This is a genomic window from Epibacterium ulvae (genome assembly GCF_900102795.1).
GTDB lineage: Bacteria > Pseudomonadota > Alphaproteobacteria > Rhodobacterales > Rhodobacteraceae > Epibacterium > Epibacterium ulvae.
The window spans coordinates 350,891-364,950 of record NZ_FMWG01000003.1 but is presented as its reverse complement, the minus strand read 5'-3'; the positions used below and the strand labels follow the sequence as shown (position 1 = coordinate 364,950).

Here is a 14,060-nt window from a genome sequence, read left to right as displayed (position 1 = left end):
AGAGCGGTTCCGAATAGGGGCGCAGGCAGCCGCACCTAATTGCATTGTGAGAGCCAAGCGCGTATCACGGGCGGAACAAGCAAGAACAACAAGAAAAGCCTCGATTTATGAGAACGCTGACGACCACCCAAGAGCTGACGTCTTTCTGTGAAGAAGCCGCGACCCATCCTTTTGTTACCGTCGATACCGAGTTCCTGCGTGAACGTACCTATTATTCCAAACTGTGTTTGATCCAATTGGCGTTTGACGGAGATGGTGAAACCGACGCTGTACTTGTGGATCCTCTTGCGGAAGGGCTATCTCTTGAACCGCTTTATGATCTGTTTCGCGACGAATCCGTTGTAAAAGTTTTCCATGCCGCCCGTCAGGATCTGGAGATTTTTTGGGTAGATGCGCAAGTCTTTCCAAAGCCGTTGTTTGACACTCAGGTTGCCGCGATGGTCTGCGGGTTCGGGGAGCAGGTGGGGTATGAAACACTTGTGCGAAAAATTGCCAAACAGAGCTTGGACAAAAGCTCTCGGTTTACGGATTGGTCACGTCGCCCACTGAGCAAGGCCCAGCAGACTTATGCGATTGCCGATGTGACTCATCTCCGACGGATTTATGAATTCTTGCAGGCAGAGCTTTCCAAAAGTGGCCGTGCGCATTGGTTGGGTGAGGAACTGCAAGTTCTGACTGATCCTGCGACGTATGATATCCGTCCAGAGGATGCATGGAAACGGGTGAAGACCCGTACAAATTCGGGCAAGTTTCTGGCCGTGGTGCGCGAACTGGCATCCTTTCGGGAACATTATGCGCAAACCAACAATGTGCCGCGCAACCGTGTATTCAAAGATGATGCCTTGGTTGAACTGGCCTCGACCAAACCAAAGACCGCAGGGGATCTTGGTGGGTCAAGATTGCTGCTGCGTGAGGCGCGCAAAGGGGCAATTGCTGAAGGCATTCTGGAGGCTGTTGCAAAGGGTGTGAAATGCCCTGCAGATCAGATGCCTCAACCAGATCGTAGCAAAGAGAAGTTGCAAGTGAATCCCGCCTTGGCAGACCTTTTACGCGTCCTGTTAAAGGCAAAAACTGAAAACGCAGGCGTCGCGGCTAAGCTGATTGCACCAAGTGCTGATCTTGATGCAATGGCCGCAGGACTGCGGGATGTACCCGCTCTATCCGGTTGGCGCAAAGAAGTGTTTGGGGATGATGCTTTGCGGCTATGCGATGGTAAAATCGCATTGGCGGCGCGTGGTCAAACTGTGGAAATTGTCGAGCTTTAATCCGCGAGGGCAAACCATAGCTTGAGCTGAAAACCTACCGATAGGACCACACACATGTGATCTTATCGGCGACGGGTCTCACGCACGTTTTCTGCGCCAACCACCCGGATTAATTTGATACCATTTAAATCTTGTGTGCTCAGGCTGAGCGCTGCACGAATAAGAGGGTTCTGTGATGTGGAAGCCTGTGCATCGGTTCTGGGATGGTCAGCGCGTAATTCAAATTCTAACACATCTGCAGGGGCGTCTTTGACTGGGCGCAATTCAATATCGTAGGCTCCTTGCTGATTGGAAAGACCTTCCACAGATACAATTGCCCCTGTCGACGTGGGCTCCACACGCAAGGCACTGATCGTGTTGACTAGGGTGCTTCGGTCTTCTTCGGGACGCTTGGCAAAGATACCCTCGTCTCTTTTCTGTACGGGCAGCAGAGGATTGATCTCTTCTTTAGGCTTGGTGCTTGCGACGGGCGCTTGGGTTGAGCTGCCAAACCAATTTCCCGGATTAAGACGTGACTCGCGCAAGTTCCCACAACCAGCCACAATTAATGTTCCCGTTAAAAGCACTGCGAGTGTTGTTTTCATCTGTCCGCCTGAGTGTCATCGCCTGAAGTCTTAGTTGTGACTACCCGATTGTACTCCTTTTGAAAAGCGGTTGAAAAGCAACGCCACCCGTCATAGGTCGTGAACCTGCCGTGAACAGAGAAACAGGATAAAAGCCTATGGCCAGCGCCGCTTTTGAAGAGATCGTCGAAGACTTTGAGTTCCTTGAAGACTGGGAAGATCGTTATCGTCATGTGATCGATATGGGCAAGGCGATGGATCCAGTGGATGAAGCGCTGAAAGTTGCCTCCACCAAAGTAGATGGCTGTGCAAGCCAGGTCTGGTTACATCCGACGATCGAAGGTGGTGTCTTCTCGTTTAAAGGAGACAGCGACGCGATGATCGTGCGGGGTCTGATTGCTGTGCTGCGGAAATTGTACGATGGATTGACACTGGCAGAAGTTTTGGCCGTCGACGCCCGTGCAGAGCTGGGACGGTTAGGGCTAAACGATCATCTTTCGGCACAGCGTTCAAATGGGCTGCGGGCTATGATTGAACGTATTCGTACAGTGGTTTCAGCTCAGGCCTAGGGCGCGCGATATAGCCTGTGGGCGTCTCACAGGTCGCGCAAAGTTTTCTCCAGATCGCCGTAACCCGTATGGCGATGTTCGAAGGTAAGGCCTAAGCGCGCGGCGCAATCTTTTGCTTTTGCAAGAAGTGCTGGATCCTTAATCTGCGATTGATATACCAATTTGGTGTAATGCCCAAACAGGTCGTCGCGGAGTTCAGGGTGGCGATCAAGGCCCATAGGCTGCCATACAAACGCATCGAATTGTTTGACTAGAAAATCGGTAAGATAAAATGCGGTAATTTCCCCATCTTGTGTGCGTCCCGCAAAGGCGTCGTTGCCTTCAAAAAACGAATAGCAATGCGGGCCTGCCACTATTTTCACGCCAAGCTCTGCGCATTTCACGGCCAGCCGTCCGCCAGTGCCACAATCGGCGTAAACGACAAAGATATCCTCATATTCTGACTGATGTTCGCGCACTGCGCTTTCTACAGCTGTGACAATTTGATCTGGATAAAGATGCAGTTTTGCGGGCAGGCAAGTGAGGTCCAGATGCGCCAGCTGATTGAGTTGTGTAATCGCAAGGATTTCACGAGCGAGTGCGCCACATGCAATAAGCAGTACACGCCCCTTTTTTGGCTCTTTTTTTCTTGTGCGGTTCTCTGCGTCCTGCGGAGAGGAGAATGTTGTCGGAATGGCAGGGGCACGCGCCGCCCGTTGTTTCAAGCGGGCAGCACGTCCTTTACGTTTTGCCTCAGGCACTTGCCTGATTGTGCTTGCGCGCAACAAAGTCTTTTGCCGTTTCGACGGCAACAGCGGCATCGCGGCAATAGGCGTCCGCGCCAATCGCTTTGCCAAATTCCTCGTTTAATGGTGCGCCACCAACAAGAACGATGTAGTCATCGCGTTTTCCCTGTTCGACCAGGGTGTCGATGACCACTTTCATGTATGGCATTGTTGTGGTCAGCAGGGCGGACATGCCAAGAATGTCTGGTTTGTGTTCTTCCAGTGCATCCATGTAACTTTCGACAGGGTTATTGATCCCAAGATCGATGACCTCAAATCCTGCGCCTTCCATCATCATGCCAACAAGGTTCTTGCCAATGTCATGGATATCCCCCTTGACAGTGCCAATAACCATAGAGCCCATGCGCGGTGCGCCGGTTTCCGCAAGCAACGGCTTCAAGATGGCCATACCACCTTTCATCGCACCTGCGGCCAGAAGAACTTCGGGAACAAACAGAATGCCATCGCGGAAGTCAGCACCAACAATCGTCATGCCGCCGACCAGCGCTTTGGTCAGAATATCATAGGGTTGCCAGCCGCGTTCTAGCAGGATGTTGACAGCTTCTTCGATCTCTTCTTTGAGACCGTCGTAAAGATCGTCAAACATCTGCTGGACGAGCTCTTCGTCATCCAGTTCTGCGAGGATGATGTCGTCTTCTTCATCAGACATAAGCGGTGTTCCTTACTGGGCGGGGAGAACCCCCGGTCTGGCCTTTGGGTGTATTGCTGTTTTCACCAAAATCGATTGGTTCGACTGCACGAATTGCGACATGGGCGCGTTCCGAACCGACCTATACTGCGAAAAGAGCGAGATTGATAATGAGAATTCTGCATGGAAATCTTGGGAAATTTGATAATTTCCAACACTTCGGCAAGGCTTCTGCGGTTCTGATCTAAATAGAAAAGGATGCCAAACAGTATTTGACATCCTACAGATTGAAAGAGGGCAGCTTATCCGCGACGGCGTCCACGACGGCCGCGGCGGGTGCTGCCACATTGCGCATCGCCACATCCGCTTGCTTCGGTGCCGTCGGTTTCTGAGGAAAAGGGCCCCATAGCCTCTACAACTTGTTCCAGAGCAGGGCGGTCCCCGCGGGGGCGAGTGTCCAATGCTTCGCGCATCTTTTCGATATGTACAGGCATTGTACCACAGCATCCGCCGATGATGGTGGCGCCAGCATCGCGCGCCATTACTGCATAGTTTGCCATAAGCTCAGGCGTGCCGTCGTAGTGAATGCTTCCATCTACATATTTAGGAATTCCTGCATTGCCTTTTGCGATAATAGGACGGTCAAATCCCGCCGCTGAGAAGCCCAAAGTGGTACGTAAAATATCTGCAGCACCTGTTCCGCAATTGGCGCCATAGGCCACTGGTGGTGTTGCAAGACCTTCTACGAGATGCGCCATTTCCGTGGAGGTCACTCCCATCATTGTCCGGCCTGCGGTATCAAAGCTCATGGTGCCCACCCATGGGATACCAGCTAGTGAGGCCGCTTCTGCGGCTGCCTTAAACTCTTCCGGGGCCGAAATGGTTTCCAACCACAAAACATCAACACCACCCTCTTTCAGAGCGTCCGCCTGCTCATGAAACATCTCCACCGCCAATGCGTGGCTCAAATCTCCGACGGGCTCCATGATATCACCGGTGGGACCAATGGATCCTGCGACCAAGATATTACGTTCTGATTTGTCAGCGAGTTCCCGGCCGAGTTCTGCTCCGACACGGTTCAATTCCCCGACACGGCTTTGTGAATCATGCAGCTTCAAACGGGAGGCATTGCCGCCAAATGTGTTGGTGAGAAACAGATCACTGCCCGCATCGATCCAACCTTTATAGAGGTTTTTAATCTTTGCAGGTTCATCAGTGTTCCACAGTTCAGGCGCATCACCGGATTGCAGACCCATGTTGAACAGGTTCGTCCCTGTCGCACCGTCAGCGAGTAATACATCGTTTTCTTGTAAGGCAGCTGCAAATTTGTCGGCCATCTTGTGTATCCTGTATACGGAAATCCGAGGCGCGATGCGTGTCGGAAGGAAAATTCAATGCCTCATCTGTCATGCACGTTTTGCGATGGCAATTGCATTTTCTTCATCTTGATTATGAAGCAGGTTGTGATCACGATCTGAAACGTGTTGTGTTTGGTCCGACGGTGTCCAAGTGAGCGCTGGTTGAACGGGTTTGGGTCTATGGACCAGGCGTATTAGTTCCAACAGGCACAAAGCGAGCTGTGGCCATGTTGGAGCAGCGATATATTGCGGCTCCCAGCGCGGGGCGAAACAGCTTTTAAAGCGACGCAGGCCACGGTCAACGCGCGCTGCGTATTTGTGATCTGGAACAGCTGCCAAGGAAAGACGTGCAATGTTCTGTTCGGATGCTGCGTCAATTGCAGCGCGCATGAGAGCGTGACCCGTTCCGTCTGGTGCGTCTGCGCCCATACGGATGAGATCCAGACACCATTCACGATCAGAGGTATGAAAACTTGCAAAGCCGATAATCGCGTTATCTTTCCAGGCGATGAAAATCTCTTGTGCCGTTATGTAGTTGCGTTCAAATTGTCCCATCGTCGTGCCAAGAGCCTGACCATGGGCTGCGCGCCATTTGGCATCTACGTCTGCCAATTGATCGAGAGGGGGCGTGTTCGCCGCGTGACGAACCTCGATACCTGCTTTTTGAGCATTGCGCAGTTTGCGACGCAGTTGGCGTTTAGAGGATCCAGTTTCTTCAAATTTGAGTGGTGAAATGACAGCTTCAGATGCGATCCGCAGAATTTTCCAATTGGCATTCCGGGCACTGAGTGCGATTTTGGGACTGCATTTATATAAACAGGTCGCAGCGTTTCGCGCTTTGGAATACTGAATCAATGCTGCGAATAGCGACCCACTCGGCCCCGCAATTGGATCAAACAGGGCGACACTTGTTTGTGGTGTATTCAGAAGGGCGATTTGAGTGTCTTTGAAACGCTGCAAGTGGCCACCGTTTTGTCGTATTACGGCAGTTTCAGAACGTGGCCGCGAAAACGGAATCGTATGAGCAGGATCATAGCGGGTATCAGACAGCGCTGCGTTGGGTTTCAAACGCAGGAGGTTCCCCAATAATTGTGGCCAAAGTAAAAACACGCCTGAGAAAAGCGCAGGAAGAGCGTAGTACACGAGGCGGAAGCTGACAATTCCAGATAAAATAAGCGCTGGATCATGCGCTGAGAGCAAAGTGATTAACCCAAGTTCAAGAGGGCCTGTTCCACCCGGCGCTGACGAGAGCACTGCCAGCCCAAGCGCAATGAAATAGGCAGGTAAGAGCATCCGCAAGGAGATACCACTATCGGCGGGCAATAGTAGCCAGAGCGCGGTTCCGGCTGCGGTGATGTCGATCACTGCCCACAATGTGAGGCCCGAAAGCGCAAACAAAGAAGGCCAGCGTAGCGTAATGGATTTAAACTGAACCTCGGGCCAGACGAAACTGGTGGCCAATGTAGCAAGGCAGGTGACTAAAAGCAGGGCGCCAAGCCAGCCGACAGCTATAAATGGCATAAATAATAGTAATGCGGCACCGCAAAGCCCTGCGAGCGCGACGATAAAGGTCAAGCCAGTAAAGACAGTAAGCTGTGCTGCGCGGGCAGGCGTTAAATTTGGCAGTAGCCGCCAACGTGCAAACGATCCACTTAAGACACCAAAACCCACGGTTTGGGAAAACGCAATTGCGATCATCCCGGCGCGACGGGCCTGTGCTCCATCTAGTCCTGTCTGCAAATGGCGATGAGCGACCCCGTCGTATCTGCCAAGTGACCAGAAACTGACTGCTGTGGCCAAACCTGCGCCGAGCCAATTCACAAAGGGCACGCTTGCCATAGCTTGTGACATTTCATCAATACTTGGCAGGGTGATCCGTGATTGAAGAAACCATAGACACAATGTCATGGCTGATAACGGTAAGATCACACGCATCAGCTTTGATGCAGGATTGCCCTGTTCATTTGAATTTCCCATCTCGTTCTCCCAGCGCATGCCCATCAGGCACTCCCACATCGCTAATCGGGTTAAGGTCTAACGTGTGGAATTTTCGGATATGTTAACTAGGGGAAATAGATTGTTCTTATCTAAATGAAATTGTTTGTAATTTTGGTTCTTTATCTATGCGTGCCCCTCGGGCTTGCACCAAGCAGCAAGAGCCCGAGGGATAAGGTTTGGCAGGTTCTAATTTACGACTTGAATGGTCTCAAGGTGGGCGCTTGGAGCGAGTTCCGCGAATTTACGTTTGATATCCGAGCGGCTCACGTGGCCTTTCAGGTCTTTTGCGGCTTTGGATATTACGCAGTGTTGCGGCGTGGCACTGATACCAGTCTTTACGTATTCTGATGCAAACGCCTCTGCGTCATCGCCAGAAATAGCTAGTTTTTTTGCAGCCCACATGCCCAGCATCTTGTTTGTGCGTGCATCTGCCATGAAGTCGAGCTCAGCTTCATGAGCGAATTTATTTTCCAGGGCTTGCTTACGATCGTGCAGTAGTCTCATTTGGTCACCTCTTAACATTTGATCTAAAAAGTCTTGGAGGGACAACGGGCGTAGATCGTTCAGGTTACAGCAGCCAGAAGGTTTTACCGTGGCTGTTGAAACCAGAGGTGCCAACTTCTGTCGGCTCAACCGTTTGTCTATAAAGATTGATACGCGAGAAAGTTGTGTGAACAAATCCTTGATTAACGGCAAGGTTAATTAATCATTTATACGACTGTTACAAAGCTGCTTGATCTGGCTATCAGGGCAATGCTGTGGGATTGGGAATGCGTTGGTTTGGATTGTGATACAGATCTTCTATCACGTCGGCTAGGAGTTGCGAATGTTTCTTAGCTACAGCCTCCATCGAACGGCTATTGTGTAAATCTTCGGCGACCCTTTCCAGCACGCGACCTGGTGTCGCGGTGCGAAGCTCTTCATGTACCAAAGATGCCGCATATGCGTCTGCGGCATCTTTGGGCTTCCCCAGTATTGAAGCCGCCCAGAGGCCTAATAATTTGTTGCTGCGGGCCAGTGCGAAAAAGAGAAGAGTTTGTTGATGGGCGAATTTATTTTCAAAAGCGGTTTCGCGTTCATCAAAGGTCGTCATCATATGCCTCCCGAATGTCTGAAGTTCCTGCGCGAGATCCGGAGACGTTGAAACCAATCAAAGCGAGGCGTCTCGGGAATGCGTCTGGATTGGCGAGCGTATTGTTCGTCAAATCGACTCTTTAGATATGTGCTTTTTGTCAAATTTCCAGTCTCGAACGCCCTCTCAGGCTGGCGCGCACGGTCGCAAATCTTGCGGCCAAGACAACCTTGCCTTAAGAGGGCGGCATACAACGGGTTTAGATTCCCGCCCTTTACCCCCGAAAGGCTGTCCATGGCACGTCGCACTAAAATTTACGAAGGCAAAGCAAAGACTCTCTTTGAAGGGCCAGAGCCCGGCACAATTGTGCAGTATTTCAAAGATGACGCCACCGCATTCAACGCCGAAAAGCGCGATGTGATCGAAGGCAAAGGTGTGCTGAACAATCTGCTGAGTGAATTTTTCATGCTTGGTCTGGGACAGATTGGTGTTCCAACTCATTTCTTGAAGCGGATCAATATGCGTGAGCAACTGGTACGCTCTTGTGAAATCGTGCCGCTAGAAGTGATCGTTCGCAACTATGCAGCAGGATCCATCTCAAAACGTCTAGGGCTCGAAGAGGGGACGCAATTGCCCCGTCCTATCGTAGAATATTGCTATAAAGATGATGCGTTAGGGGATCCTCTGGTTTCGGAAGAACATATCGCAGCGTTTGGATGGGCAAACCAACAAGACATGGATGATATCCTGTCAATTGCGCTGCGAGTGAATGATTTTCTCTCTGGTATCTTTTTGGCAGTTGGTATTCGTCTGGTCGACTTCAAGATTGAGATTGGCCGTGTTTACGAAGGGGATTTCCAACGCTTGGTTGTCGCTGATGAAATTTCACCGGACAGTTGCCGCTTGTGGGATATCAAGACAGGCCAGAAACTGGACAAAGACGTGTTCCGTCGCGATCTGGGCAGTTTGACTGATGCTTATAGCGAGGTTGCACGGCGCTTGGGCGTGATGCCGCAAAACCCGCCAACACCGGGCAAGCCCACGCTGGTGAACTAAAGTATTCTCCCCGTTTTGCCTGACCGCTGCGGGGAGTTTGAGTTTTAAGACACAGAAAGCGCTTTGGGTTCGCCAAGGTGGCTTTGATAAAATACAACCGCAACCTGAGGAAAGATGCAATGAAAGCACGGGTGCATGTAATGCTGAAAAACGGAGTTCTGGATCCACAGGGTGAGGCTGTGCGCCACGCGCTGGGGGCTTTGGGCTTTGAGAAAGTGGAAGGCGTGCGTCAGGGTAAGGTGATTGATCTGGATCTCGCATCTGATGCGACAGAGGCGGATGTGACCGAGATGTGTGAAAAGCTATTGGCAAATACCGTAATCGAATCCTACAGCGTCGAGATGCTGTGATGAAAGCGGCGGTTGTTGTCTTTCCAGGATCAAACTGTGACCGCGATCTTGCGGTTGGGTTTGAACAGGCCGGTTTCGATGTTTCTATGGTATGGCACAAAGACAGTGTATTGCCAGAAGGCGTAGACATTGTTGGTGTGCCCGGTGGTTTTTCATACGGCGATTATCTGCGTTGCGGTGCAATCGCAGCTCAATCCCCCATCTGCAAGGCAGTTGTTGATCACGCCAATCGGGGCGGTTACGCGCTGGGCGTGTGCAATGGTTTCCAGATTTTGACTGAAACTGGTATTTTGCCTGGTGCTTTGCTGCGCAATGCTGGTTTGAAGTATATTTGCCGGACTGTGGATCTGAAAGTAGCGACGCAAGATAGCGTCTTTACTGAAGGGTATACTGCAGGTGATGTGATTGGCATTCCAATTGCACATCACGATGGCAATTACTTTGCCGATACTGAGACCCGCGCAGCTCTGAAAGATCAGGATCGCGTGGCCTTTACCTATGCTGAAAATCCCAATGGATCTGTCGATGACATCGCAGGGATCTTGTCTGAAAACCGTCGCGTTTTGGGAATGATGCCGCATCCTGAACGCGCTGCGGATCAGGGCCATGGTGGCACAGATGGCACAGCAATGTTTCGCGCATTGGCAGGCATGCTTGCTACGGCATGACTTGTGAACAAGCGGGTCTGGATCTAAATTGATCCAATGACCGCTTTGAAAACAAAAAGAAGCGCCGCGCGTAGATTTGTCGCGGCGCGTTTCCCATCACGCGCGATTTCTTGGCGTGTACGTTTTGCCGTACTGATGGTTCTGGCCATTGCAGCGGTCACGGTTTGGATGACAAACCGCAGTCTCACCCATAGGTTTACGGAAACGACGCGCAATCGCGCTGAGCTTAGGCTTGCTCTGTATTCTGGTAACTTGTTGAGTGAATTGCGCCGCCATGCGATTGTGCCGCAGCTTCTGTCGCGGGATCAGGCGTTGATCACGGCCCTGCAAGATGATGATTTCTCGCTCTCGACCCAGCGTTTGATTTCTTTTGTGGACGAGATCGGTGCTGCCTCGATCATGCTGCTGGATCGAGACGGAAGAACGGTTGCCGCAACCAATCGCAATCGAATTGGTGTCAATCACCGGAGTGATGCGTATTTCCTCGACGCGATCCGTTCAAATACCACGGTTTTTTCGGCCATTCCACGCGAAGTAGGGGGATTTAGCTTTAGCTATTCTCGTCGCTTGCAAGACGCATCAGGTGTTCTTGGAGCGATCGTTGTGGAAGTGGACCTGCAAAAGTTTGAGCGCGCTTGGGCCGGTATTTCTGATGCGGTGATGGTGACTGACAGTGAGAATAATATCATTCTCGCAACAGAATCGCGCTGGCGTGGCTTGTCAGAAGATGACGCGCTAAAACTGCAAACCCCGCAAGGTGCAATCCAGCGCGCCATTCGTGCTACTGCGGATTGGACGGTATTGCCGCCGGATGCGTACCTACAAGGGGAGGCGGTGATGCGCTTGGAGACGCGTATTCCGTTTCATGGATGGCGTATGACCTCATTTACCACATATGCGTCGATCCGCGAGAAGGTGAACACGGTTCTGGCGCTGGAAATCATGGGATTCGCCATCTTTTTTGCGCTGGCATTTTATGCGCTCAGCCGAAAAACAGCGTTGCGCATGGCTTTGTTTCAGCGTGAATCGGCAGAGCTTCGCGTATTGAATACACGCTTGCAGCGAGAAATCGCCGAGCGGGAGCGGATGCAAATGAGCCTTGAAGTGGCGGAACAAAGCCTTGCGCAAAGCTCAAAACTCGCAGCTTTGGGAGAAATGTCCGCCGCCGTAAGTCATGAGCTGAATCAGCCTCTGGCGGCGATGAAAACTTATCTCGCAGGGGCGCGACTTTTGCTTAATCGTAACCGCCCTGATGAAGCGCTGTCTTCGTTTGCGCGCATTGATGATTTGCTGGAGCGCATGGGAGCTATTACGCGCCAACTTAAATCGTATGCGCGTAAGGGGGGGGATACGTTTCGCCCTGTAAACTTGGGCGATGCTCTTGCCTCAAGCCTGTCGATGATGGAACCGCAGCTGCGCCAACGCCAGGTAAAGATCACCCGGATTCTTCCCGATGATCCGGTCCTTGTGATGGGGGATCAGATGCGGATTGAACAGGTTATGGTGAACCTCTTTCGAAATGCACTGGATGCGACGAAATCGGTGGATGATCCGGAGGTGGAAATCATTCTTGCAGCAGGTGAGACAGCCACGCTTGCGGTGCGTGACAATGGGACAGGGATCAGTGATCTCGATAACCTTTTTGAACCCTTTTACACCACGAAACAGGCCGGGGACGGGGTTGGACTGGGGCTTGCCATCTCTTCTGGGATCGTGAACGACCTAGGGGGACGGTTGACCGCACGCAACGGACAAAATGGCGGTGCCGTGTTTGAGATGCAATTGCCGATCCTTGTGAACGGTATGGAAGCCGCAGAGTAGCGGCATCTGAAAAGGAAGGAACGCGCTATGGCACAGGCCATGAAGATCGCGATCGTTGATGATGAAAAAGATATGCGCCAGTCAATCAGCCAATGGTTGGCTTTGTCTGGCTATGACACAGAGACCTTTGCCAGTGCTGAGGATGCATTAAAGGTCTTGGGGCCTGATTATCCGGGTATTGTAATTTCAGATATCAAAATGCCTGGCATCGACGGTATGCAATTTTTGAAAAAATTGATGGGATCAGATAGCGCTTTGCCGGTCATTATGATTACGGGCCATGGGGATGTCCCTATGGCGGTTGAGGCGATGCGGGTCGGAGCGTTTGATTTCCTGGAGAAACCTTTTAACCCAGATCGGATGTCAGAGCTTGCAAAGAAGGCAAGCAACGCCCGCCGATTGACGCTTGATAATCGCGCCTTGCGACGGGAGCTTTCGGATGGCGGGCAGATTATGAAAAAACTTATCGGCTCCAGCCCTGTGATGGATCGGCTGCGAGAGGATATTCTGGATCTTGGTCAAGCAGATGGCCATGTTTTGATTGATGGCGAGACAGGCACGGGCAAAACGTTGGTTGCGCATGCTCTTCACGCAGTTGGCAGCCGGGCGGGTAAAAGATTTGTTTTGGTCTCTTGTGCGGCCCTAGAAGAAGAGGCGCTGTGCAAGCGCTTGTTTGGACCGATGCAGCCTGATGATAGCATGTTACCTGCCGTAGAGGAGGCCCGTGGCGGGACGCTGGTGCTTGAGGACGTGGACGCCATGAGCGAAAGCGTTCAGGCAAAGCTTTTGAGTGTCATCAATGAGCAAGGTATTCCGGGCGAGACCCGTATCATTGCCATTTCAAATTTGCAGGAAGTTGGAAAAACCTGTGAAGATGTATTGCGGCCTGATCTCTTTTATCGACTGGCGGCATTGCGAATTACGGTGCCTCCGCTTCGCCAACGGGGAGAGGATATTCTTGCGCTCTTTACCCGCTTGAGTGAGCAATTTTCCGAAGAATATGGTTGTGAGGCGCCGCAGGTTAGCGCCCAAGAAGCTGCCCAACTCCTTCAAGCTCCTTGGCCGGGAAATGTACGTCAGTTGATTAATATTGCTGAACGGGCTGTGCTTCAATCACGTCGTGGTTCAGGAAGCATCGCCTCTTTGCTGATGTCTGATCATGAAGAAATGCAGCCGGTTATGACAACCGAAGGAAAACCGTTGAAGGAATATGTGGAAGCCTTTGAGCGGATGTTGATTGACAATACAATGCGTCGCCACAAAGGGTCGATTGCTAAAGTCATGGATGAGCTCCGCTTACCCCGGCGGACATTGAACGAGAAAATGGCAAAATACGGATTGCAACGCTCGGATTATCTGGCGTCTTAGGTCTGAGCTACATTTCAGTTGTTCAGACAGCTGTCGCTGAACTGAGCTTTGCCAATTGGTGAATTTACACACGTGTCGTCATTTTTGAATGATGGCGCGTGTTTCTATTTTACGGCTCATTTCTGATAAGGCCATGTTTACGGTTTTTATGCAAAAAGTAACTTTTTGTTTGCTAAACTTGCCCATTGTAATTCCCTACTCACAGGTCTTATGATTGTGAGGCTGGGCTTTCATCAGTGAGCGGCCCTGAAAATACAAGAGATTCGCTGCTTATAGCTTTTGTGCGGCCATAGCCGAGAAAGCTAAGCAGATTGATTGGTTTCGCAGTGCGAAACAGTTTAGAGCCTGAACCGTTGTATCGGCGCAGGCAAATAAGGGCAGGGCGCGGATATCCCCACCTGTCGGAGAAGAAACGCGATGACGCGCGCGCAGGCGAAGAGCATAGAAACAAAGGATCTGAGCACACCCTATGGTGTGGGCATAGGTCTTTGTAACGCGCCGTCCTATATCGCCCAGACAAGACACCCCCCGAGATTAACCCGCCCACCTGGAAGCAGGC

At 51.5% G+C, this 14,060-nt stretch carries 14 protein-coding genes; 7 read left to right on the top strand and 7 right to left on the bottom strand.

The window, feature by feature from the left end:
* Positions 1 to 107 precede the first annotated feature (107 nt).
* Entirely contained in the window at positions 108 to 1,265 is a 1,158-nt protein-coding gene (gene rnd, locus BLP79_RS06705) for a ribonuclease D (RefSeq protein ID WP_090217499.1), read from the top strand.
* A 62-nt stretch (positions 1,266 to 1,327) separates the two neighbouring features.
* Here rnd and BLP79_RS06700 read toward each other — a convergent pair whose 3' ends face one another.
* Positions 1,328 to 1,849 (bottom strand): hypothetical protein, encoded by a 522-nt coding sequence (locus tag BLP79_RS06700; protein ID WP_090217497.1) that lies wholly within the window; start codon positions 1,847 to 1,849, stop codon positions 1,328 to 1,330.
* A gap of 137 nt (positions 1,850 to 1,986) precedes the next feature.
* On the opposite strand from BLP79_RS06700, the gene BLP79_RS06695 reads away from it, so the two are divergent.
* On the top strand, positions 1,987 to 2,397 hold the full coding sequence (locus tag BLP79_RS06695; RefSeq protein ID WP_090217495.1) for a SufE family protein: 411 nt from the start codon (positions 1,987 to 1,989) through the stop codon (positions 2,395 to 2,397).
* 26 nt (positions 2,398 to 2,423) lie between these two features.
* Here the strand turns inward: BLP79_RS06695 and BLP79_RS06690 are convergent, their stop codons facing one another.
* From BLP79_RS06690 to BLP79_RS06665, 6 genes are all read right to left on the bottom strand, one after another.
* Positions 2,424 to 3,137, bottom strand: a complete 714-nt coding sequence (locus BLP79_RS06690) for a DUF1638 domain-containing protein (protein ID WP_408607917.1) — start codon at positions 3,135 to 3,137, stop codon at positions 2,424 to 2,426.
* Complete coding sequence (locus BLP79_RS06685) at positions 3,130 to 3,831, bottom strand: corrinoid protein (RefSeq protein ID WP_090217491.1); 702 nt, start codon at positions 3,829 to 3,831, stop codon at positions 3,130 to 3,132. Before BLP79_RS06685 ends, BLP79_RS06690 begins: the two co-directional genes overlap by 8 nt.
* Before the next feature lie 281 nt (positions 3,832 to 4,112).
* Complete coding sequence (gene bmt / locus BLP79_RS06680; protein ID WP_090217489.1) at positions 4,113 to 5,147, bottom strand: betaine--homocysteine S-methyltransferase; 1,035 nt, start codon at positions 5,145 to 5,147, stop codon at positions 4,113 to 4,115.
* Between the two features lie 69 nt (positions 5,148 to 5,216).
* The gene (locus tag BLP79_RS06675) at positions 5,217 to 7,145 is read right to left on the bottom strand and encodes a GNAT family N-acetyltransferase (protein ID WP_090217641.1); all 1,929 of its coding nucleotides are present in this window, start codon (positions 7,143 to 7,145) and stop codon (positions 5,217 to 5,219) included.
* Positions 7,146 to 7,352: 207 nt separating this feature from the next.
* Positions 7,353 to 7,670, bottom strand: coding sequence for a DUF1476 domain-containing protein (locus BLP79_RS06670; protein WP_090217487.1), 318 nt, complete (start codon positions 7,668 to 7,670; stop codon positions 7,353 to 7,355).
* 241 nt (positions 7,671 to 7,911) lie between these two features.
* A complete protein-coding gene (locus tag BLP79_RS06665; RefSeq protein ID WP_090217639.1) occupies positions 7,912 to 8,259 on the bottom strand; it encodes a DUF1476 domain-containing protein in 348 nt (115 codons plus the stop codon).
* A gap of 273 nt (positions 8,260 to 8,532) precedes the next feature.
* Here BLP79_RS06665 and purC point away from each other — a divergent pair, with 273 nt between their 5' ends.
* From purC to BLP79_RS06640, 5 genes are all read left to right on the top strand, one after another.
* Positions 8,533 to 9,294 carry a phosphoribosylaminoimidazolesuccinocarboxamide synthase gene (purC, locus tag BLP79_RS06660; RefSeq protein WP_090217486.1) on the top strand — a complete coding sequence of 254 codons (762 nt, stop codon included), beginning with the start codon at positions 8,533 to 8,535 and terminating at the stop codon, positions 9,292 to 9,294.
* Positions 9,295 to 9,413: 119 nt separating this feature from the next.
* The gene (gene purS, locus BLP79_RS06655) at positions 9,414 to 9,644 is read left to right on the top strand and encodes a phosphoribosylformylglycinamidine synthase subunit PurS (RefSeq protein ID WP_090217484.1); all 231 of its coding nucleotides are present in this window, start codon (positions 9,414 to 9,416) and stop codon (positions 9,642 to 9,644) included.
* Positions 9,644 to 10,312 (top strand): phosphoribosylformylglycinamidine synthase subunit PurQ, encoded by a 669-nt coding sequence (gene purQ / locus BLP79_RS06650; RefSeq protein WP_090217483.1) that lies wholly within the window; start codon positions 9,644 to 9,646, stop codon positions 10,310 to 10,312. Before purS ends, purQ begins: the two co-directional genes overlap by 1 nt.
* Before the next feature lie 36 nt (positions 10,313 to 10,348).
* Complete coding sequence (locus BLP79_RS06645; RefSeq protein WP_090217481.1) at positions 10,349 to 12,133, top strand: sensor histidine kinase; 1,785 nt, start codon at positions 10,349 to 10,351, stop codon at positions 12,131 to 12,133.
* A 27-nt stretch (positions 12,134 to 12,160) separates the two neighbouring features.
* A complete protein-coding gene (locus BLP79_RS06640) occupies positions 12,161 to 13,501 on the top strand; it encodes a sigma-54-dependent transcriptional regulator (protein WP_090217480.1) in 1,341 nt (446 codons plus the stop codon).
* Positions 13,502 to 14,060 lie beyond the last annotated feature (559 nt).

Coding starts and splice junctions, on each gene's coding strand:
- rnd (WP_090217499.1), top strand. CDS start 108: ATGAGAACGCTGACGACCACCCAAGAGCTGACGTCTTTCTGTGAAGAA.
- purC (WP_090217486.1), top strand. CDS start 8,533: ATGGCACGTCGCACTAAAATTTACGAAGGCAAAGCAAAGACTCTCTTT.
- purQ (WP_090217483.1), top strand. CDS start 9,644: ATGAAAGCGGCGGTTGTTGTCTTTCCAGGATCAAACTGTGACCGCGAT.
- BLP79_RS06675 (WP_090217641.1), bottom strand. CDS start 7,145: ATGGGAAATTCAAATGAACAGGGCAATCCTGCATCAAAGCTGATGCGT.
- BLP79_RS06685 (WP_090217491.1), bottom strand. CDS start 3,831: ATGTCTGATGAAGAAGACGACATCATCCTCGCAGAACTGGATGACGAA.
- purS (WP_090217484.1), top strand. CDS start 9,414: ATGAAAGCACGGGTGCATGTAATGCTGAAAAACGGAGTTCTGGATCCA.
- BLP79_RS06700 (WP_090217497.1), bottom strand. CDS start 1,849: ATGAAAACAACACTCGCAGTGCTTTTAACGGGAACATTAATTGTGGCT.
- BLP79_RS06640 (WP_090217480.1), top strand. CDS start 12,161: ATGGCACAGGCCATGAAGATCGCGATCGTTGATGATGAAAAAGATATG.
- bmt (WP_090217489.1), bottom strand. CDS start 5,147: ATGGCCGACAAATTTGCAGCTGCCTTACAAGAAAACGATGTATTACTC.
- BLP79_RS06665 (WP_090217639.1), bottom strand. CDS start 8,259: ATGACGACCTTTGATGAACGCGAAACCGCTTTTGAAAATAAATTCGCC.
- BLP79_RS06645 (WP_090217481.1), top strand. CDS start 10,349: ATGACCGCTTTGAAAACAAAAAGAAGCGCCGCGCGTAGATTTGTCGCG.
- BLP79_RS06670 (WP_090217487.1), bottom strand. CDS start 7,670: ATGAGACTACTGCACGATCGTAAGCAAGCCCTGGAAAATAAATTCGCT.
- BLP79_RS06695 (WP_090217495.1), top strand. CDS start 1,987: ATGGCCAGCGCCGCTTTTGAAGAGATCGTCGAAGACTTTGAGTTCCTT.